The organism is Phaeobacter sp. JH20_08 (genome assembly GCF_048056635.1).
GTDB classification, from domain to species: Bacteria; Pseudomonadota; Alphaproteobacteria; order Rhodobacterales; family Rhodobacteraceae; genus Phaeobacter; species Phaeobacter bryozoorum.
The window spans coordinates 1-20,958 of record NZ_JAYMVV010000006.1 but is presented as its reverse complement, the minus strand read 5'-3'; the positions used below and the strand labels follow the sequence as shown (position 1 = coordinate 20,958).

Annotated in this window: 15 protein-coding genes; 8 read left to right on the top strand and 7 right to left on the bottom strand. The window is 63.4% G+C overall.

What is annotated here, in order from left to right:
- Positions 1-3 precede the first annotated feature (3 nt).
- The 4 genes from xsc to VWY75_RS07140 form a co-directional block, all read right to left on the bottom strand.
- Positions 4-1,779 (bottom strand): sulfoacetaldehyde acetyltransferase, encoded by a 1,776-nt coding sequence (gene xsc, locus VWY75_RS07155; RefSeq protein ID WP_340546827.1) that lies wholly within the window; start codon positions 1,777-1,779, stop codon positions 4-6.
- Positions 1,780-2,054: 275 nt separating this feature from the next.
- Positions 2,055-3,530 (bottom strand): PLP-dependent aminotransferase family protein, encoded by a 1,476-nt coding sequence (locus VWY75_RS07150; protein ID WP_340546828.1) that lies wholly within the window; start codon positions 3,528-3,530, stop codon positions 2,055-2,057.
- A gap of 162 nt (positions 3,531-3,692) precedes the next feature.
- On the bottom strand, positions 3,693-4,274 hold the full coding sequence (locus VWY75_RS07145) for a GNAT family N-acetyltransferase (RefSeq protein ID WP_416535247.1): 582 nt from the start codon (positions 4,272-4,274) through the stop codon (positions 3,693-3,695).
- 141 nt (positions 4,275-4,415) lie between these two features.
- Entirely contained in the window at positions 4,416-5,813 is a 1,398-nt protein-coding gene (locus VWY75_RS07140; protein ID WP_340546830.1) for an aspartate aminotransferase family protein, read from the bottom strand.
- Between the two features lie 241 nt (positions 5,814-6,054).
- Here VWY75_RS07140 and VWY75_RS07135 point away from each other — a divergent pair, with 241 nt between their 5' ends.
- The 8 genes from VWY75_RS07135 (at position 6,055) to VWY75_RS07100 (ending at position 16,829) form a co-directional block, all read left to right on the top strand.
- The gene (locus tag VWY75_RS07135; RefSeq protein ID WP_416537389.1) at positions 6,055-6,861 is read left to right on the top strand and encodes a 3-keto-5-aminohexanoate cleavage protein; all 807 of its coding nucleotides are present in this window, start codon (positions 6,055-6,057) and stop codon (positions 6,859-6,861) included.
- Positions 6,858-8,201: an aspartate aminotransferase family protein gene (locus tag VWY75_RS07130; RefSeq protein ID WP_416537388.1), complete on the top strand. Its 1,344-nt coding sequence runs from the start codon at positions 6,858-6,860 to the stop codon at positions 8,199-8,201. The genes VWY75_RS07135 and VWY75_RS07130 overlap by 4 nt, the downstream gene beginning before the upstream one ends.
- Before the next feature lie 191 nt (positions 8,202-8,392).
- Positions 8,393-9,862: an aminotransferase class V-fold PLP-dependent enzyme gene (locus VWY75_RS07125; protein WP_416537387.1), complete on the top strand. Its 1,470-nt coding sequence runs from the start codon at positions 8,393-8,395 to the stop codon at positions 9,860-9,862.
- The gene (locus VWY75_RS07120) at positions 9,862-10,641 is read left to right on the top strand and encodes a class II glutamine amidotransferase (protein WP_340546834.1); all 780 of its coding nucleotides are present in this window, start codon (positions 9,862-9,864) and stop codon (positions 10,639-10,641) included. The genes VWY75_RS07125 and VWY75_RS07120 overlap by 1 nt, the downstream gene beginning before the upstream one ends.
- Before the next feature lie 248 nt (positions 10,642-10,889).
- Positions 10,890-11,642 carry a 5-oxoprolinase subunit B family protein gene (locus VWY75_RS07115; protein ID WP_340546835.1) on the top strand — a complete coding sequence of 251 codons (753 nt, stop codon included), beginning with the start codon at positions 10,890-10,892 and terminating at the stop codon, positions 11,640-11,642.
- The gene (locus VWY75_RS07110) at positions 11,639-12,694 is read left to right on the top strand and encodes a biotin-dependent carboxyltransferase family protein (protein ID WP_416537386.1); all 1,056 of its coding nucleotides are present in this window, start codon (positions 11,639-11,641) and stop codon (positions 12,692-12,694) included. Before VWY75_RS07115 ends, VWY75_RS07110 begins: the two co-directional genes overlap by 4 nt.
- Positions 12,691-13,464: a LamB/YcsF family protein gene (locus tag VWY75_RS07105; protein ID WP_416537385.1), complete on the top strand. Its 774-nt coding sequence runs from the start codon at positions 12,691-12,693 to the stop codon at positions 13,462-13,464. The genes VWY75_RS07110 and VWY75_RS07105 overlap by 4 nt, the downstream gene beginning before the upstream one ends.
- Positions 13,465-13,613: 149 nt before the next feature.
- Positions 13,614-16,829, top strand: coding sequence for a 2Fe-2S iron-sulfur cluster-binding protein (locus VWY75_RS07100; RefSeq protein ID WP_416537384.1), 3,216 nt, complete (start codon positions 13,614-13,616; stop codon positions 16,827-16,829).
- A gap of 86 nt (positions 16,830-16,915) precedes the next feature.
- On the opposite strand, the gene VWY75_RS07095 is transcribed toward VWY75_RS07100, so the two are convergent.
- The 3 genes from VWY75_RS07095 to VWY75_RS07085 all read right to left on the bottom strand — a co-directional run.
- Positions 16,916-19,492: an HWE histidine kinase domain-containing protein gene (locus VWY75_RS07095; protein WP_416537383.1), complete on the bottom strand. Its 2,577-nt coding sequence runs from the start codon at positions 19,490-19,492 to the stop codon at positions 16,916-16,918.
- An 81-nt stretch (positions 19,493-19,573) separates the two neighbouring features.
- On the bottom strand, positions 19,574-20,113 hold the full coding sequence (locus VWY75_RS07090) for a hypothetical protein (protein ID WP_416537382.1): 540 nt from the start codon (positions 20,111-20,113) through the stop codon (positions 19,574-19,576).
- 456 nt (positions 20,114-20,569) lie between these two features.
- Positions 20,570-20,958: hypothetical protein (locus VWY75_RS07085; protein ID WP_416537381.1), on the bottom strand; the 389-nt coding region annotated here is incomplete at its 5' end.

Below are 20,958 nucleotides of genomic sequence, written 5' to 3'. Positions count from 1 at the left end.
GCGTCAGACCTGCTGTTCGCGCATGTCGGCCTTGTCGATGCCTGCCACGCGGACCGGTTTCTTCATGGCGTCACGGCGGAACGGTTCCCCCAGTTCCTGGTTGATCATGGCTTCGATCAGGGTGGTCTTGCCGTTTTTCTGGTCCTCGATGGCCTGCGCCAGTGCCGAGGTCAGCTCGTCCATGGTGCGGGCCACAACGCCGTTGAGACCACAGGCCTTGGCGATGCCTGCATAAGAGACCTGCTCGTCCAGCTCGGTGCCGACGAAGTTGTCGTCAAACCACAGGGTGGAGTTCCGTTTCTCCGCGCCCCACTGGTAGTTGCGGAACACGACATGGGTGATGGCGGGCCATTCCTCGCGGCCGATGGCGGTCAGCTCGGTCACGGCGATGCCGAATGCGCCGTCGCCGGAGAAGCCGACGACAGGGGTGTCCGGGCAGCCGATCTTGGCGCCGATGACAGCGGGCAGACCATAGCCGCAGGGGCCGAACAGGCCGGGGGCGAGGTATTTGCGGCCTTCGTCAAAGGAGGGGTAGGCGTTGCCGATGGCGCAGTTGTTGCCGATGTCGGAGGAGATGATCGCCTCACGGGGGAGGGCCTGCTGGATGGCGCGCCATGCCATGCGCGGGCTCATCCAGTCGGGTTTGTCGTCGCGGGCGCGCTGGTTCCAGGTGGTGCCCGGATCGTCGTCCTCGTGGGTCATTTCAGTCAGCTGCTGCGCCCAGCGGGATTTGGTTTCCGCAATGCGGTTCCTGCGTTCGTCGCGGCCCGCGTCACCGGCGGTGTCGCTCAGCTGCGCCAGAATGCCATTGGCCACTTTGGCGGCGTCGCCGATGATGCCGACGGAGACTTTCTTGGTCAGGCCGATGCGGTCGGGATTGATATCGACCTGAATGATCTTGGCATTGGCCGGCCAGTATTCCATGCCGTACCCCGGCAGGGTGGAGAACGGGTTCAGACGGGTGCCGAGGCAGAGGACGACGTCGGCGTCCTTGATCAGCTCCATGCCGGCCTTGGACCCGTTGTAGCCCAGCGGACCTGCAAACAGCGGGTGGTTGCCGGGGAAGGCATCGTTGTGCTGGTAGCCCACGCAAACCGGAGCATCCAGACGCTCGGCCAGTGCTTTCGACGCGGCGATGCCGCCCTTGGACAGGACAACACCGGCACCGTTCAGGATCACCGGGTTCTTGGCTTCGGAGAGCAGTTTGGCCGCATCGCTGACAGCGGTTTCGCCACCGGAGGGGCGTTCGAATTCGACGATGGCGGGCAGTTCGATGTCGATGACCTGGGTCCACATGTCGCGCGGGATGTTCAGCTGCGCAGGTGCTGAGGCGCGTTTGGCGTTCATGATCACACGGTTCAGCACTTCGGCCACGCGGGAGGGGTCGCGGACCTCTTCCTGATAGGCCACGCAGTCGGCGAACATGCGCATTTGTTCCATTTCCTGGAAACCGCCCTGACCGATGGTCTTGTTCGCGGCCTGCGGGGTGACCAGCAGCAGCGGCGTGTGGTTCCAGTAGGCGGTTTTGACGGCGGTTACGAAGTTGGTGATGCCGGGGCCGTTCTGGGCGATCATCATCGACATCTTGCCGGTGGCGCGGGTGTAGCCATCGGCCATCATCCCGCCGGAGCCTTCATGGGCGCAGTCCCAGAAAGTGATGCCGGCTTCGGGGAAGATGTCGGAAATCGGCATCATGGCCGAGCCGATGATGCCAAACGCATGTTGGATGCCGTGCATTTGCAGTGTTTTTACAAATGCTTCCTCGGTGGTCATTTTCATCGCGTGTTCTCCTGATGAGACGCCAATAGGGCCGGCACAAAGGCCGGGATGACTCTGGTGTATTCCGCCGCGCGAGGGGCGGTTAGGGCCAGTTCGCGGGCTGGATTAAGACCAGTATTCCGGGGCGTGCCGAATGCTGCGCTGCGGCGGCAAACGGGGCGCAGGCACGGCGCGTCCCGAGCGCGTTCTGATCGCGGCCTGATGGCGCTTCAGGCACGCTTGAGGCAGGCACCGGGCAGGCTTTGGGGCGGTCCGGGTGGGATTGCCTTGCAGGGCTAGCCTGCCTTTGCGCGGCAGGGGCGCAGGGCATCGGCCAGCAGCGCCAGACCCGGCTCGATCCGGCTGGACGGGATCGAGGAATAGCCCAGCCGGTAATAGTTCTGTTTGCGGTGTTCGGCGGCAAAGAAGGGCGCGCCGGGTTCGATCAGGACGCTTTTTTCAACCAGCGATCGGGCAACAACCGCAGTATCCACGTGATCCTCGGCCCGCATCCAGAGGGAAGAGCCGCCGTAGACGCCGACCCCGGCGACGCTGAGCCCGTGATCGGTCACCGCCGTTTCGATCACGCAGCGGCGGTCATGCAGCACCTTGGCCATGCGGCGGATCTGGGCGTCGTAATGGCCGAGCGACAGGAAATAGGCCACGGTGCGCTGCACATGGCCGGGCGGGTGGCGCAGCACATTGGCGCGCAGCGCGCGGGCCTGACGGATAAATGGCTCGGAGCCGACCAGATAGCCAAGGCGCAGCCCCGGAAAGAGCGATTTGGAGAAGCTGCCGACATAGACCACCCGGCCATCGGCGTCGAGCGACTTCAGCGCGGGGGAGGGCGCGCCGAGGAAGGACATTTCAAACTCATAATCGTCTTCGACAATCACCGCGTCGATCTCGCGGGCGCGTTCCAGCAGCTGCTTGCGCCGCGCCATCGGCATGGTGGCGGTTGTCGGGCTCTGGTGGCTGGGGGTGGTGAAGATGACATCGGTGTCATCGCGAATGGCATCCGGGGGCAGCCCGTCGTGATCCACCGGCAGGCAGTCGATCTGGCAGCCGCGATAGACCAGCTGATCGCGCAAGGTGTAATAGGTCGGATCCTCAAGCGCGGCCTTGCGGCCCGGTCCCAGCAGCAGCTGGGTCACCAGCCAGAGCGCGTTCTGGGCGCCAAGGGTGATCAGGATCTCCTCGGGCCGGGCAGAGATGCCGCGCCGGGGCAGGGTATGGCGGGCGATATATTCCACCAGAAGCGGGTCGTCCTGATCGAAATAGTCGTTGGTCAGGGCCGCAAAATCCTTTTGCCCCAGCGCGCGCAGGGCACAGAGCCGCCAGTTGGCGTGGTCAAACAGCGTGGCATCGGCCTGCCCGTAGATGAAGGGATAGCGGTAGTCGCGCCAGTTCTGCGGTTTGCGGGGCGTATCGCCGCCGCAGTAGTTGCCGACGATGGTGGAGGCCCAGTCGACCGTATCGGCCGATTTCTGCGAGGGCGCATAGCTGGGCGGCACCGGCGCGTTTTCAGAGACATAATAGCCCGACCGCCCTCTGGAGATCAGGTAATCATTGGCCAGCAGCTCTGTGTAGGCCAGCGTCACGGTGATGCGGCTGATGCCCAGATGCGCGGCGAGTTTGCGCGAGGACGGCAGTTTTTCCCCGACCCGCAGGCGGCCGGAGAGAATGCCCTCGGCAATCATTTCCTGGATCTGCGCCTGCAGGGTGCCTTGCGCGTCGGGGTTCAGAAAGAAGGTGTCGACAGAGATAGCCATGAATCACTGTAGGCTGGACATAAATGGGGTGCAATCTGGACTTACGTATTTTTTTTGCACGCTTGCGGAGGAAAACCCAGCCGCCGGGTCAGGCCCGTGATGCCGCATCTTGCCCGTGATGATGGTGATGGTGAGAAAGCTGATCTTCCGTACCGGGCCGGGTTACCTGTCTGACAGATGTTGCAGGTGGGCGCGGATCGTGGGCCATTCGGCGGCGGTGATGGAATAGACGGCGGTGTCGCGCAGGGTGCCATTGGCCAGTATCATATGCGCCCGAAGGATCCCGTCGAGCTGTGCGCCGAGCCGTTCGATGGCGGCCCGGCTCTGGCGGTTGAGACGATGGGTGCGGAACTCCACCGCGATGGCCCCGAGCGTTTCAAACGCATGGGTGAGCAGCAGACGTTTGCATTCGGTGTTGATCCCGCTGCGCTGCACCGATCTGCGATACCAGGTGGCGCCGATTTCCAGCCTGCGGTTGGCGGCGTCGATGTTCATATAGGTGGTCATGCCGACCGCGCGACCTGTCTGATCCAGCACGGCGAAGGGGGCCATTTTGCCGCTCTGTTGCAGGGCAAGACGACGGCTGATTTCGGCCCCGATATCCTGCGGTGCGGGCACTGTCGTGTACCACAGCCGGTGCAGGTCACCGTCGGCGGCGGCTTCTGCCAGATCGCTGGCGTGATCGGGCAGAAGCGGGGTGAGGCTGACGGTCTTGCCCGTCAGCGGCAGGGGAGACGCCCACATGGTTGCGCACCTTTGATCTGAAACATCCGACCCAGAGATGCAGAAAAGGTGGCCCTGTGGTAAGGGCCACCTTTGGATTTTTCGATCAGGCCAGATTGGACCGGTCTGTCAGGCCTGACTTATCAGGCCTGCTGGGGGTGATCAGCCAAACACCTTGGTCAGGGCCACATCCACCGCGTCGGTGATCTTGTCCACGTCTTCCGGCGTGACGATCAGCGCGGGGCTGAAGCACAGGGTGTTGTTCTTGCCCGGAATGGAGCGGTTGGTCACGCCGATGATGACGTTCTGATTGCCACATTCAGCCACAACCGCCTGCGCCAGTTTCTCGTCCACCGGTTCCTTGGTCTCGCGATCCGCGACCAGTTCGGCGCCGAGGAACAGACCCTTGCCGCGGACATCGCCGATGACCTGATGTTTCTCCATCAGCGCCTCGAGGTTGGCCTTCATCCGCGCGCCCATGGCGGTGCAATTGTCGAGCAGGTTCTCATCCTCGATGATCTGCATATTGACCAGCGCAGCCGCAGGACCGGCGGTGCAGCCGCCAAAGGTGGAGATATCGCGGAAGTAGTTCATCGGATCACTGGCGTCATCCTTGAACATGTTGAAGACCTCCTCGGTGGTGACAAGGCAGGCAATCGCGGCATAGCCGGAGGCCACACCTTTGGCCATGGTCACGAAATCAGGCTGGATGCCGTAGTGCTGATAGCCGAACCAGGTGCCGGTGCGGCCAACGCCACAGACCACTTCGTCGATGTGCAAGAGGATGTCGTACTGTTTGCAGATCTCCTGCACGCGCGGCCAGTAGCCTTCGGGCGCCTCAATGACGCCGCCGCCTGCGGTCACCGGTTCAAGGCAGAGCGCGCCGACGGTGTCGGGGCCTTCGCGCAGGATGACCTCTTCGATCAGGTTGGCGGCGGCAATGCCGAACTCCTTGCCGGAGAGATGCTCCAGACCCAGCTCGTGCTTGCGGTATTCCATGCAGTGGGGAACCTTCACGAAATCGGGCGCGAAGGGGCCGTATTGCATATTGCGCTCTTCCTGACCGCCTGCGGACATCGTCGCGAGGGTCGAGCCGTGGTAGTCGCGGTCGCGGTAGAGGATCTTGGTTTTCTTGCCGCCGTATTTCTTGTGCGCGATCTGGCGCACCATCTTGAAGGCTTTCTCATTCGCCTCGGAGCCGGAGTTGTTGTAATAAACCCGGCTCATCCCCGGCATTTTCGAGATCAGCTTCTCGGCGAACAGTGCACCGGGGATGGACCCTGCCGACTGGGCAAAATAGCAGAGTTTCATCAGCTGGTCGTAGACCGCCTTGGCGATTTCCTCGCGGCCATAGCCGACGTTGACGGTCCAGACACCGCCGGAGACGGCATCGAGCCATTCCTTGCCGTTCTGGTCCCAGACCCGCATGCCCTTGCCCTCGACGATGATGCGGGGGTCGTTTTCCTCAAACGGTTTGTGCTGGATCAGGTGATGCCAGACGTTGGCCTTGTCGGCGGCGATGACCCGGCTCAGGTCGTTTTCATTGAACGTGCCATCCATGACATGCCCTTTCCAAGTTGTTCGAAAATGCGATCCGCCACCGGTCGGCTGGCCAGACTCGCCCTGTCACTACGAAACGCTATATTTACGTTTTGCTCTAGGTCCAGTTGTCGGCGCAATTTAGCTCCAGACGCGGAGCTGGCGGATGAGTTCTGTAAAAAACATATGTTCTGGAATTGCCGGATTGAGAACGTGTGTTGTTATGCGCCAGATCGGTGCAGGACACAGGCGGAGCGACGCGTTGACGACATATCATCTGATGGTGGCCCCCAATGGGGCACGGCGGCAGCAGGCGGATCATGCAGGTCTGCCGTTGCGCACGGCCGAGATTGCTGCGACGGCGGCGACCTGTCAGCGCGCCGGGGCGGATGCGCTGCATCTGCATGTGCGCGACCGGGACGGGGGGCATTCGCTGGATGCCGCGCGCTACCGGGAGGCGATGGCGGCGGTGGCCGAGGCCGCGCCGGGCATGGCGATCCAGATTACCACCGAGAGTGCCGGGATTTTTGACGTGGCCGATCAGCTGGCCTGTCTGGAGGCGCTGCGCCCGGCGGCGGCCTCGATCTCGGTGCGGGAGCTGGCACGCGATGCGGATCTGGCGGCGCGGGCCTATGCGATCTGCGCCGAGGCCGGGACACAGGTGCAGCATATCCTTTATGACCTGAACTGTGTGGCCCTGCTGCGGGCGGGCTATGCTGCGGGGCGGATTCCCGCAGCGATGCGGTCAGCGATATTCGTTCTGGGACGCTACGCGCCGCCGCGTCTGGCCCATCCGGCGGAGCTGCGTCCGTTTCTGGCGGCAACTGCGGATCTGGATCTGGACTGGGGGCTCTGCGCTTTTGGCCATAGGGAACATGATTGCCTGCTGGCAGGGCTTGAGGCCGGGGGGCGGCTGCGGATCGGGTTTGAAAACAATACCCAGGCTGCGGACGGTTCGGAGTATCCTGACAACGCGGCCTCTGTCGCGGCTTTTGTCGAACGTGCCGGTGCGGCGGGGCATCTGCCTTGTGCGCGCTCTGTTTTCAATGATCAAGGAGCTCAGCCATGAGCCATGTTTTTCCGCGCCATACCAAGGCCAATCTGCCCACTGCCGTTGGGGGCGATGGCTGTTATCTGATTGATGCCAATGGCAAACGCTATTTCGATGGCTCCGGCGGCGCGGCGGTGTCCTGTCTGGGGCATTCCGATGCCGAGGTGATTTCAGCCGTGCAGGCGCAGGTGGGCCAGCTGGCCTTTGCCCATACCGGGTTCATGACCTCGGAACCGGCCGAAGCGCTGGCGGATCTGTTGATTTCACAGGCGCCGGGGGATCTGGACCGGGTCTATTTCGTCTCTGGCGGATCCGAGGCGACCGAGGCCGCGATCAAGCTGGCGCGGCAGTATCATCTGGAGCGCGGCGACAGCGCGCGGCGTCATGTGATCGCGCGCAGGCAGAGCTATCACGGCAACACGCTGGGGGCGCTGGCGGCGGGCGGCAATGAATGGCGACGCCAGCAGTTTGCGCCGCTGCTGATTGATATTTCGCATATCGCGCCCTGCTATGAATATGTTGACCGGGGCGACGGCGAGAGCAGCTATGACTATGGCCAGCGTGTCGCCAATGAGCTGGAGGCGGAGATCCTGCGGCTTGGGCCTGAGACGGTCATGGCCTTCATGGCGGAGCCTGTGGTGGGGGCGACATCCGGCGCGGTGCCTGCGGTTGAGGGCTATTTCAAGCGTATCCGCGAAATCTGCGACCAATATGGCGTGTTGCTCATTCTGGATGAGGTGATGTGCGGCATGGGGCGCACCGGGCATCTGTTTGCCTGCGAGGCGGATGGTGTCGCGCCCGATATCCTCTGTATCGCCAAGGGGCTGGGCGCTGGCTATCAGCCGATTGGCGCGATGCTGTGCAGCCGCCGGATCTATGACGCCATTGAAGGCGGCAGCGGGTTTTTCCAGCACGGCCACACCTATATCGGGCACCCGGTGGCAACGGCGGCGGGGCTGGCAGTGGTGCGGGCGCTGCTGGATCGCGGGCTGGTGCAGCGCAGCGCCGAGATGGGCGAGACATTGCATGGCGCATTGGTCGAGGCCTTTGGCCAGCATCCTCATGTTGGCGATCTGCGCGGGCGCGGGTTGTTCCGCGGGATCGAGCTGGTGGCCGACCGGGAGAGCAAGACGCCCTTTGATCCCGGCCTAGGTATTGCGGGCAAGCTGAAGAAGGCCGCGTTCGAGGCCGGGCTGATCTGCTATCCGATGGCGGGCACGCGGGATGGGCGCAACGGCGATCATATCCTGCTCGCGCCGCCCTTCATCCTGACGGAGGATCAGATCGGCGAGATCACTGACAAGCTGAAGATTGCGCTGGCGCAGGTTCTGCCTGCTTCGGGCTCTGGAACCGGGTGAGATCGCGGGCGACTCGGGCGTTTGGCGATCACGTTGGTGGGCCGTAGCCGGATTGTGCAGGTTTTGATCGGCGGACTGGCAGGTTTTGAGATCATTCCGTGAAAAGAATGATGTGCTCACGCAGTATATGAGTGATGTTTCTTCATATCTTCTTGGTAGTATCTCTGCATAACTCCAAGAGGACCGATCAAATGACCACAGATATCGCCCCTGCCAACCTTCTTGATCGCTTTCGCGCATCACTTGCCGGGGCGGATTGTCTGGAGCGCCTGCGTGCGGGTGTCATTGGTGAGGGGGCCGAGCTGCCGGGGCCAAATGGGCCGGTCAAGATGATCTACGCCGATTATGTCGCCTCTGGCCGCGCCCTGCGGCAGGTTGAGGACTTCGTTCTGACGGAGGTGCTGCCGTTCTATGCCAACAGTCACACCGAGGCGTCTTATTGCGGCAGCTTCATGACCCGGCTGCGTGGCGCGGCACGGCAGACGATTGCGCGGATCTGCGGCGCCGATGATCGCTTTGCCACGGTGTTTACCGGATCGGGTGCAACGGCGGGTCTGAACCGGCTGGTGCATCTGCTGGGGGTGTCCGGCGCGGTGGCGGCGGGGCAGCGGCCGCTGGTGATCCTTGGCCCTTATGAGCATCACTCAAACATCCTGCCCTGGCGCGAAAGCGGCGCCGAGGTGGTGGAGATTGCCGAAGCGGCCGAGGGTGGGCCGGACATGGCGGAGCTGGAGGCGGTCTTGCAGGGGGCGGCAGGCGGCGACCGCCTGATCGTGGGGGCGTTTTCAGCGGCCTCCAACGTGACGGGGATTGTCACCGACACCGATGCGGTCAGCCGGTTGCTGCGCCGGTACGGCGCGCGGGTGGTCTGGGATTATGCGGGCGGTGGCCCCTATCTGCCGATGGATATGGCGGCGGGCACCGATGCCGAGAAGGATGCGATTGTATTTTCCGCCCATAAATTCCTGGGCGGGCCGGGGGCATCCGGCGTGATGATCCTGCGCAAGGCGGCAGTGGCCAGCACACGCCCGACGCTGCCCGGTGGCGGCACGGTGAAATTCGTCTCGCCCTGGCAGCATGACTACGCCGAGGATCTTGCCGCCCGAGAAGAGGCCGGCACGCCCAATGTGGTGGGCGATATCCGCGTCGCGCTCTGCCTGCTGGTCAAGGAGGCGATGGGTCAGGCGTTTATGGACCGGCGGCAGGAAGAGCTGCGCCAGCGGGCGCTGGCGGCCTGGCAGGGTCTGCCCAATCTGCAAATCCTTGGCAATCCGAACGCTAAGCAGAAGCTGCCGATCTTTTCGTTTCAGGTGCAGGACCCGGAGACCGGCGCGCCGATCCACCAGCAGCTGTTCACCCGGATGCTGTCGGATCACTACGGCGTTCAGGCCCGCGGCGGCTGCGCCTGTGCCGGACCTTATGCGCATCGGCTGCTGAACATCGGGCAGGTGCAGTCCCGCGCCATGCGGGCGGCCATTCTGGGTGGCAAGGAGATCGAGAAGCCCGGTTGGACGCGGCTCAACTTCTCCGCCACGCTGAGCGATGAGAAAGCCGATGCGATCATCCATGCGGTGCGGGACCTGGCGCAGGATCCGCAACGGTTCTGCGAGGGCTATAACGTCGATGTCTCTACCGCGCGATTTGCGCCGAAGGTGGCATAATGTGCCGTCTGCTCGCCTGGAACGGGGCCCCGCGCTATCTTGAGGATCTGGTGTTCGTACCGGAACATTCGCTGGTGCATCAGTGCCGTAACGCGCTGATCTGCAAGACGCCGATCAATGCTGATGGGTTTGGTATGGCCTGGTATTCGGACCGGCCCGAACCCTGTCTGTACAAGGATACCCATCCGGCCTGGTCCGATCCAAATCTGGCGCAGATTTCGCGCCACACCAAGACCGGGCTGTTTCTGGCGCATGTGCGCGCCTCGACCGGGACGGCGACCTCGCGCAACAATTGCCATCCGTTTGCCAGTGGCAAATGGAGCTTCATGCACAATGGTCAGGCCGGTGGGCATATGATGTTCCGCAAGCGGCTGGATACGATGATCCCGGATGCTTTCTACGATCACCGTCTGGGCGGCACCGAGAGTGAGGCGATTTTCCTGATCGCGCTTGGGCTTGGCCTTGATGAGGATCCGATTGGCGCGGTGGCGGCGGCGGTACAGCAGGTCGAAGCGGTGTCGCGCGATCATGGCACCACGCCGCATATGCGGTTTGGCGCCTGCTGGTCCGACGGTACCCGGCTTTTTGCGGCGCGCTATGCCTCTGATCAATACGCACCGAGCCTCTATTACCGGATCTACGATGAGGGGGTGATTGTCACCTCCGAGCCGCTGGACAGCGACACCCGGAACTGGATCGAGGTGCAGCCGAACCGTGCGCTGGTCGTCGAAGGGGGGCGGGTTGTCGAGCTGCCGTTCACGGCGGCGCTGGCGGCGTAGCCATCCGGGCGGGTCAGAGCGGGGGCTCTGACGGGTCTCAGATCTTGCCTGTAGCTGAGCCTTTGACCGGGCTATTGACTGGCCCCTAAACTGGGCCTCTGCCCGCCCTCCGATATATCAGGGGGATCGCGGGAAGAGGCCGGTTGACTATCCCTACGATGCAGCGCAACCCTGTGGCGAAAATGGACGGGGATAGCTGAGCCGCCCGGCAGGGGTGGTCCGGCGCCCGGACCTGTGTCGGAGGAACCATGTCGCGTGAGGGATCACCCACCTACCCGTTGATCCGAAATGTCGGGCTGTCCGGTATGCTGGTCAGCTTTGGCGATCAGCTGGATGAGGCCACCAATCGCGCCACGCTGGCGTTTCGCGGTGCGGTCGACGATCTGGCGCTGAGCGGCGTGGTGGAAACCGCGACATCGCTGGCCTCGGTCTTTGTGCGGTTTGACCCGGCAGAGCTGCCGCATGAGCGTTTGCACGCGGCACTGGCGGATCTGTTGCAGACACGGGACTGGCGCGAAGCGCCCTTGCCGCAGGGGCGGCGGTTCTGGCGGGTGCCCACGGTCTATGGGACCGAGCTTGCGCCGCAGCTGGCCGAGGCGGCGGATCTGGCGGGCCTGAGCGAACAGGCGGCAATTGACGAGCTGGGCGCGGCGCGGGTCAGGGTGCTGACCATCGGATTTGCCCCCGGGCAGCCCTATCTGGGCACTTTGGGCGAACACTGGGACATCCCGCGCCAGAGCGAAGTCACCCCTCAGGTGCCGGTCGGGGCGCTGGTGCTTGCGATCCGCCAGTTCGTCCTGTTTTCAACCGCGTCACCGACCGGCTGGCGCCATGTCGGGCAGACTGGTCTGACGCTGTTTCAACCCGAAGCCGCCGATCCATTTGCGCTGCGAGCGGGGGATGAGTTGCAGTTCGAGCCGGTCGGAACGGCCGAGTTCCTGCGTCTGCGCGAGACCGGTGCGCCGCAGGGCGGGGCCATTGTCAGCGAGGTTTCGGCATGAGAGCGCTGCGGGTTCTGCGGACCGGTCCCTCCTGCACGGTGCAGGACGGCGGACGGGTTGGCTATATCGGGCAGGGGCTGTCGCAGGGCGGCGCGGCGGATCGGCTGGCGCTCGTCGAGGGCGCGGCGCTGCTGCGGCAGGATGCCGGGTTGGCGGCGCTGGAGATGGCCGGCATGGGCGGGCTGTTCGAGGCAACCGAACCCATGCGGATTGCTCTGACCGGCGCCGAGATGCAGGCTACGCTGGATGGTGCGCCGCTGGTCTGGAACGGCTCGCACAGGATTGAACCGGGGCAGCGGCTGGAGATCGGCGCGGCCCGGCGCGGCGTCTATGGCTATCTGCATCTGGGCGGCGGATTGGCCACACCACAGCGGCTGGGCGGACGGTCGACGCATCTGGTGGCAGCCCTTGGCGCGCCGCTGGCCGAGGGCGATATCCTGCCGGTTGGCGAGGAGACGACGCCGGCGGCGCGGCGGGTGACCGGGCTTTGCCTTGATGTGGCGGATCGGTTCTCCGGCGGCGAGCTGCGGTTGGTCCAGAGTTTCCAGTCCGATCTTTTTGACCCGGCGGTGCGTCGGCGCTTTGCCGAGACGCCGTTCACGCCGGGGCGGCGCGCCAGCCGCATGGCGCTGCAACTGATGTCCGAGGGCGAGGGATTTGCCGCAGCGGGGCAGCTGAACGTGCTGTCGGAGGTCATCGTGCCGGGCGATGTGCAGATGACCGGCGATGGCCGCCCGTTCCTGCTGCTGCGCGAGGCGCAGACCACCGGCGGCTATCCCCGGATCGGTACGGTTCTGCCCTGTGATCTGTCGCGGGCGGTTCAGGCGGCGGCTGGGGCTGTGCTGCGGTTTCGCTGGGTGTCGCTGGCCGAAGGGCTGGCGCAGCAGGCGGCGCATGACGCGGCGCTGGCGCGGCTTCCCTCTGCCTGCCGACCGTTGCTGCGCGATCCGGCTGATATGGCTGACCTTCTGTCCTATCAGTTGATTGGTGGCATGGTTTCCGCCGCAGCGGATCCTTTTGAACCCCGAGATGAGCCTGGAGCCGAGACATGAGCAAAACCGTCGATCTGAACGCCGATATGGGCGAAAGCTTTGGACCTTGGACGATGGGCGATGATGCAGCCCTGCTTGACGTGGTCTCCTCGGCCAATATTGCCTGCGGGTTTCATGCGGGCGACCCGGATGTGATGGCCGCGACCATGGCACTGGCGCGGGATCATGGCGTCGGGATCGGCGCGCATCCCGGTTTCGATGATTTGCAGGGGTTTGGTCGCCGCAAGATGCAGGTGCCGCAGGATACGCTGGCCAATCTGATCCGCTACCAGCTGGGCGCAGCGCAGGGCATGGCGCGGGCAGCGGGCACCGAGGTGCGCCATCTGAAGCTGCATGGCGCCCTGTCGAATATGGCCTGCGTCGATCACGGCATGGCGCGGACCTGCTATGAGGCGGCGCTGGATCTGGACCCGGATCTGATCATCATGGTGCTGGCCGCCACCGCCATGGAGGAGGTGGTGCGCGAGCTGGGCTGCAACTGGTGCGGTGAGATCTTTGCCGACCGGGCCTATAATGACGATGGCACGCTGGTGGACCGGTCGCGGCCCGGCGCGGTGATCCATGACCCGGAGATTGCGGGACCACGGATCCTGAAGATGGTCGAGGAAGGCGCCATCATCACGGAGAGTGGCGCCCGCATTCCCACGGCCATCGACACCATCTGCCTGCATGGCGACACGCCCACGGCGGTGCAGCTGGCCCGTTCGGTGCGCCAGTCGCTCTCTGATGGTGGAATCGCTATCCGTGCCTTTGAGGGCCGCCGCGGCTAGGCAGGGTGATGTGAAATTGGATGTGAATAATTTTGATGTATATCAGTAGTTTATACAGCTGATTGTATAAATTGGATGTTGGAGCCTATTCCAATCTCCGATTTCTGGAGTAAACCCGTGGCAGCCCATCCCTGTACCAGGTCCCTGCCATGCCTCTTCGTCTGTTCTCGACCCGCTCACGCCCGATACATCTGGGCCCCTTTCCGATGGAGCGGTTGCAGCCCGGGGTGATGCCGGATCTGACGGCGGTGCCGCCATTTCAACGGCTGAGTTTTGCCCGGCCCGATATGCCTGCCTCTATCGTCAATGCGATGGGCGAATATCAGGCGATGATGGATGCGATCCGCGACGGGCTGGTCAACAAGGCGCAGGCTGACTGCCCGAGCGATCCGCAGGAGCGGGCCGATCATATCAAGGCCTTTGGCTATTTCAGCGATGCGGCGATGGTGGGGATCGGGCCGATGCCTGCCTCTGCCCGGCTGCACGTGCCTTATCGCAACCCCGATATCGACCGTCTGGCCCACGACCTGAAGACCCGCCAGACCAAGACGCTGGCCTCTGGCATCGACATGATCATGGCGGATCTGCGCGATGCGATGGAGGCGCCGCCGACCACCATCGGCGATCACACCCATTCGATTGTGTTCCTGTACGACATGCCGCGCGACCCGCGCCCGGAGGAGGTGGGCTGCGACTGGCTGGAGGGGGCCGAGCGGCACCGCGCCTGTCTGCGGGCCTCGGAGACGGCGGTGGTGCTGGCGAATTACATCCGTCTGCTGGGCTGGGATGCCAAGGCGCATACTGGGACGTCGGCGGATGTGGATCTCAATCAGCTGACCGTTGCGGCGGGGCTTGCGACGGTTGAGGATGGCAAGCTGGTGAACCCCTATCTGGGGACGCGGTTTGGCGTTGCGGTTGTGACCACCGATTTCGACATGGCGCAGGACAAGCCGCTGTTGCCGCAGGATCTGCAACCGGTGATGCAGGTGAAGGGGCCGAAATGGTGGCTGGGGATCGGGTCCGAACGCTCAGCGCTGAATGGCGACCCCTTTGCCCGCCGCGATTTTCGCGATGGCCCGCATCCGTTTGAAACGCTGAAGCGGGTGGAGGATCCCACCACCTATATTGACGAGGCGCGGGTGGCGCGGGTGCCCAAACGCGCCGACATGTTTGCCCGCAGCCAGTTCGGCGATATGGGCAAGACCAATCAGCAGGCCGCAACTGGCGGGTTCTACGTGCGCAAGGCCGCGCCTTCGATGGCGCAGCGGCGGATGCTGGGGGCCTTTGTGCTGCTGCAGGATGGTGCGCCGGCCACGCAGGCACCGCGCCCCACGGATGCGGAGCGCAATGCGGCCAACATCAAGGCGGCGAGCTATTGGCTGGGGATTGATGCGGTGGGGATCAGCCGCTGCCCGGAGTGGACCTGGTACAGCCATGACGCCACCGGCGCCGAGATCCACCCGGAACATGATCAGGCGATTTCGATGATTGTCGATCAGGGCTTTGACACCACCGAGGGCACCTCGGGGGACGACTGGATTGCAGTGGCGCAGTCGATGCGGGCCTATCTGCGGTTTTCGCTGCTGGGCGGCGTGATTGCGCGGCAGATCCGCAACCTCGGCTACAAGGCGAAGGCCCATACGGTGATGGATGGTGAGGTGTTGCAACCGCCGCTGCTGCTGTTGTCGGGGCTGGGGGAAGTGAGCCGGATTGGTGAGGTGATCCTGAATCCCTTCCTTGGGCCGCGTCTGAAATCCGGTGTGGTCACCACCGATATGCCAATGGCGCATGACAAGCCGATTGATTTTGGCCTGCAGGCGTTTTGCGAGGCTTGCAACAAATGTGCGCGCGAATGCCCGTCGGGGGCGATCACGGCCGGGCCGAAGCTGATGTTCAATGGCTATGAAATCTGGAAGTCGGACAGTCAGAAATGCACCACCTACCGGATCACCACGCCCGGCGGGGCGATGTGCGGGCGGTGTATGAAAACCTGCCCCTGGAATCTGGAGGGGATATTCAAGGAAAAACCCTTCCGCTGGGCGGCGATGAATATGCCAGCGGCGGCGCCTGCGCTGGCGCGGCTGGATGACATGGTCGGCAATGGCGAGATGAACCCGGCCAAGAAATGGTGGTGGGATCTGGAGCTGGAAGAGGACGGCGGCTATCGCCCGACGCGCCACCCGGTCAATGCGCGCGCGCTGCAAAAGGATCTGGATCTGCGCTATGAGGATCAGACGCTGGCGGTGTACCCCGCGCATCTGGCGCCGCATCCCTGGCCCTATCCGTTTCCTATGGACCGGGAGGCGGGGATCGAGGCCTATCAGGCGATGATCACCGCCGAGGAATACAAAGCCCGCCGGGCGCGGGGCGAGACCGGCGATTGGGATCACATTTATACCAATGACAGCGACAGCCCGGTTCTGCGGGTGGAGGTGTCGAATGTCGATGTGATGAGCGATGGCGTCACCAAGTACGAGTTCCAGAGCCTCGACGGCAGCCCCTTGCCCGAATGGACGGCGGGGGCGCATCTGGACATCGTGGTGGCACCGGAGTTCCTGCGCCAGTATTCCATGTCCGGGGATCCTGCGGATCGGTCGAAATATCAGATCGGGGTGTTGCGCGAGGATGTGGGGCGAGGGGGATCGAAGCTGCTCCATCGGATCTTCACCAAGGAACGGCGGGTCTTTATCTCCAAACCGATCAATCATTTCCCACTGGTGGAGGAGGCCAGCCGCAGTTTCCTGATGGGGGGCGGAATTGGTGTCACGCCGATGATTGCGATGGCGCATCGTCTGCATGCGTTGGGACAGCCGTTTGAGCTGCATTACTCCGTCCCCTCGCGCAAGGATGCAGGCTATCTCGACGATCTTGCAGCGATGCGCTGGGCGGACAATGTGCGGGTGCATGTCTCGGATGAGGGCAGCCGCGCCGATCTGGACCAGCTGCTGGCAGGGTATCAGGACGGCTGGCATGTCTACAGCTGCGGGCCGGATCGCTACATGAATGGGGTGATGGAGGCGGCAGAGCGTCAGGGCTTCCCTGAGGAGGCGCGCCATCTTGAGTATTTCTCGGTGCCGGAGGTGCCGGAGTATGAAAACCACGACTTCACGCTGAAGCTGGCGCGCTCGGGGCGTGAGGTGTTGGTGCCTGCGGAGAAAACTGCCACCGATGTGCTGGCGGAGAACGGCATTCATATTGATGTGAAATGTTCCGACGGCATCTGTGGTGTTTGCAAATGCGGGCTGGTTTCAGGCGAGGTGGAACACCGCGATTTCGTGCTGTCCAAGGCGCAGCGCAAGGGCGCGGTGATCCTGTGCCAGTCACGGGCCGCAGAAAAGGGCGGCGTGATTGAGGTGGATCTCTGAGCGCTGCGCGGAGGCGTCAGCCGGCCGCAAATAAAACGGGCCGCGCGTGACATCGCGCGGCCCGTATCGTGCTGGTAGGTCGCGGTTTAGCTATCCCTTGCGGCCTTCATCTCGACTGCGCGGATCAGGGCCGTGGCCAGCGCGCTTTCGGAGATCGGTTTTTGCACAATCGGGCAGGGCGGGTAGATATCGACGATATCCTGCACCTCGCCATACCCGGTGGTCAGCACAAAGGGGATGCCCTGCCGGGCCAGCTCCTCGGCCACCGGCACCGATTGTTCGGAGCCGAGATTGACGTCCAGCACCGCATATTCAAAGCCGCCCTCCGCCAGTGCGTCCAGCGCCTTGCCGACGGAGGAGGCGCTGGCGACCTCGAAGAAACCCATATCTTCGAGCATTGCGGTAAGATCCATGGAGATGATGAAACTGTCCTCAACCACCAGCGCCTTGCCCTGAAGCTGCGCGGCCTGTTGGGCCGGATCCACCGTGATGGTGGTCTTGGCGACGGTTGTCTCATCGACGATCTTGTGCAGGTAGAGGGTGGGAATGCGGAACGATGCCTCAAGACCTGTGGTCTTGTACTGGATCGTGGCATCGCCCTTCAGCTCATGCGGGATGGAATTCTCCACGATCGAGGAGCCAAATCCGCGCCGCGAGGGAGGGGCAACCGGTGGCCCGCCCCGTTCGACCCAGTCGATCAGAAGCGCGCCGCTGTCTTCTTCCTTCAGGGTGATGATGACCCGGCCCACCCCGTTGCTGAGCGCGCCGTGCTTGACGGAGTTCGTGGTCAGCTCATGCAGGACAAGCGCCAGCGTGGTGAACGCCGTCGGCGAGATCAGCGCGTCGGGACCGTTGATCACCACCTCACCAGTACGCCCGGTGGTATAGGCCTCCAGTTCGCAGGTTATAAGGGCGCGCAGAGAGGCGGGCTCCCATTGTTCGCTGGTCAGCTGGTCATGGGCGCGTGCCAGCGAATGGATGCGGCCATCAAGATTGTCGGTAAATTCGGTCAGCGTGCGCGCCGTTCCCTTGGTCTGGGTGACCAGCCCGCGCATCAGGTTGAGGATATTGCGGACCCGGTGGTTGAGTTCGGAGATCAGCAATTGCTGCTGTTCCTCGGCCCGCGCCCGTTCGGCATTGGCGGCCTCGGTCACCTTGAGGAAGATTTCCAGCAGCACGGTGCGCAGCAGATTGGCACTGTGAAGGGCTTCCTCTGCCCAGGGGACACTGCGCCATTCCACGGTTTCCTGCCAGGCCTCAAAGCTCTTGCGCGGGGTAAGGCGCACGCCATTGGGGCCGACCTCCATCGGTTTGGTCGGATCCCCCGCCCATTCCACGGTCTGCGAGATCTTGCGCCGACACAGGATCAGATAGTCGCGCGGGCGTTTGGAGATCGGGATCGCCAGAATGCCTGCGCAGCGGTCGATGTAGTCGCGTGCGGGTTCGTGAAGGCTCTCCAGCTGGTTGGTGGAAAAGGCGGTGGTGCCGATGGTCAGATCCAGCATCCGCGCCAGCGACCGGGTTTCCTCGGCGGTCGGGGTGAGGCCGGTGGCCTGGAAGTCGCCATCTGAGTAGAGCACCAGCCCGTCATGCGGGATCACGTCCTGAATATCCTCGGACACCGATATCAGGCTGTCCTTGAACGGGCGGCCATCCGCCAGCATCGCCATCAGCTGCGTTTGCAGCCGGTTCATGTTCTTTTCTTCGCGGCTGCGCTGCTTGGTCTCGAACTGGCTCAGCTCATAGGAGAAGACATGGGCAAACATCTCGATCGCGGTGCGGCGCTCATAATCAATGTAGCGCGGGCGATTGTGGTGGCAGGCAAACAGCCCCCAAAGCTCGCCATCCTTCATGATCGACACCGACATCGAGGCACGCACGCCCATGTTGCGCAGATATTCCAGATGGATCGGCGACACGGCGCGCGTCACCGCCAGCGACAGGTCCAGGGGGGCGCCGTCGATCTTGAAGGCGGGGGTGATCGGTGATCCGGCATCATCCACATCCGCAATCAGCCGCAGCAGCGAGCGTTTGTAGAGCGCGCGTGCCTGAACCGGGATATCGGAGGCGGGAAAGAACATGTTTTCGTATTTCTTGGTCCGGTCGCTGCGCACCTCGGCAATGACCTGGCCGGACTGATCGGGCTGGAACTGATAGACCATCACGCTATCGAAACCGGAAAGCGCCTGCAGGCCCCGTGCCGCCCCCTGCGCCAGTCGGGCGATGCCCTCATCGCGGCGCAGCTGCGAGAAATGCGGATAGATCTCCGACATCACATCGCGCTCGCTGCGGTCGAACTTCGGTTCGAACTCCACCACCAGATGGCGCCCGCTCTGATGGATGCTGATATCAAAGGCCTGAACGCCGGTCTTCAACGGGATGTTGAAAAAGCGCAGGCTGCTGTCAGGGGCTTCCAAGGCGCCCAGATTGCGGCGAATGCGGCTGAAGGCCGCCTCGGTGATCAGCCCGGCCAGCGACTGGCCGATGGCCTCCTCAGCCGCGATGCCCAGGATTTCCTGCAGGTTCTCCGAAGCATGCTGCACGATCCAATCGGTCGATAAGGCGATCAGCCCGCCATAGGATTGCACCCGGCCCAGTTGATGAATGGGTTCGCGATCGCAGTTGGTCAGGGTCGTGGTGGAAACGGTTTGTTCCAAAGCCATTATACAGGCCCTTTTTATTGGGATGTTATCAATATCATGCGCGCTGTCCGATCCGCGCAGTCTTCTCAGCAGTCTTATATATCAAGCGGGTAATTCAATCGGCGTGGTGCCGAACGGTGTAAGCCGGGCGGCGGTCTGGAAAAGGTCAAACCCCTTGCGGGTATCCGCCACGATCCGATGCGCCAGCGCGCCATCGGGGGGGAGGTGATCCAGATCATCGCATGTTGCCCGCCATGGCGCCAGATGGTCGCGCGGTCTGAAATAGTCAGGCAGCTCCCCCGGTCCTGCGGCATCGCTCAGGCGGCGGCGCAGCACCTCATTGCCCATGCGCGAGCCAAGCACCAGATAGTCGACGGCTGTGGGGTGCAGCTCTGGCGTATCCGCTGCAATGACGGCCGGCTGTCGCCCGATGGCGGCGCAATCCGCGCGCAGGGCGTCGATCAGCGCTGCCAGCAGCGGGCTGGCGCGACCGGTCTGGCCGCCGCTGGTCCGCGATAGCGCGTAGAGCGCAGTATGCTGACAGCTGAGAAACCAGGCGAGATGGGGCAGGGGGCTTTCGTGAAACGGGGCAAAGGCCCGCTCTGCCGCGTCATGTTCCATACGGGTGATCCGGCGCAGCATGTGGCGGAAACCGTCATTCGTAGCGCGCGCTCCGTCTTGGCCGGGGGCAGGTGCCGGGGGGGCTGCTGACGCACGGCTCTCCGCCGCTCGCTGCGCGGACTGGGATAGGGGAAGGTCTCTCATCGTCTTTTGTCTTGGTTCCGCGATTGCGCTGTTGATTCCGTGGCAGCCCAGGCATCAGCGGGCCCGGGCGGGTCGTGCCTTCCATCGCAGTCGGCGGGCGATGAGGAGGACATTGACCAGTGTTCTGACCGATGCCGCCACGCCCCGGCTGCGGCTCCACCAAAGCCTATGATGGTGCGACGACACAAGCCATAGTCTTTATAGTGACCTCGCGGCGCGGGTCGATTTTGCGAGCCGGGGGCCACGGCGTGGACTTTTTACGCTGAGAGTCCCGTGCTCGGGGCGCGTGACGCGCTGAGACACCGAGTCGGATGAGCGCGAGTCGGCAGGCGTTTAGTGGTCCCGGGCGTGCGTACCTCTATATATAGATTTGAGCAGGGGGATCTTTGGTGATCGCACCTGCGGTTGCGGGCAGAATGGATCAAGGAAGCTGGGTTGATCTGTCGAATATGGATGTGTAACAATCTGATATTGCTTGATAATATGACTTTTTGCCGGAAACTTCATGAAAATGTCAAAAAACCGCTTGCGGCCATCCTTAACTGGCCTTAGAACCCCCTTCACCGGCGGCGCTGAGGCGCTGCTGAGACACACCGGACGGTGCGGCGGCGACGCTGGATTGGACGGGAAACGCAGCGGAGAGACGCTGGGACGGGCCGGAGAGACGGTTGGACGCATCGGAAAGACGGTGGCATTTATGAGGGTTTGATCGGCGGGCGCGT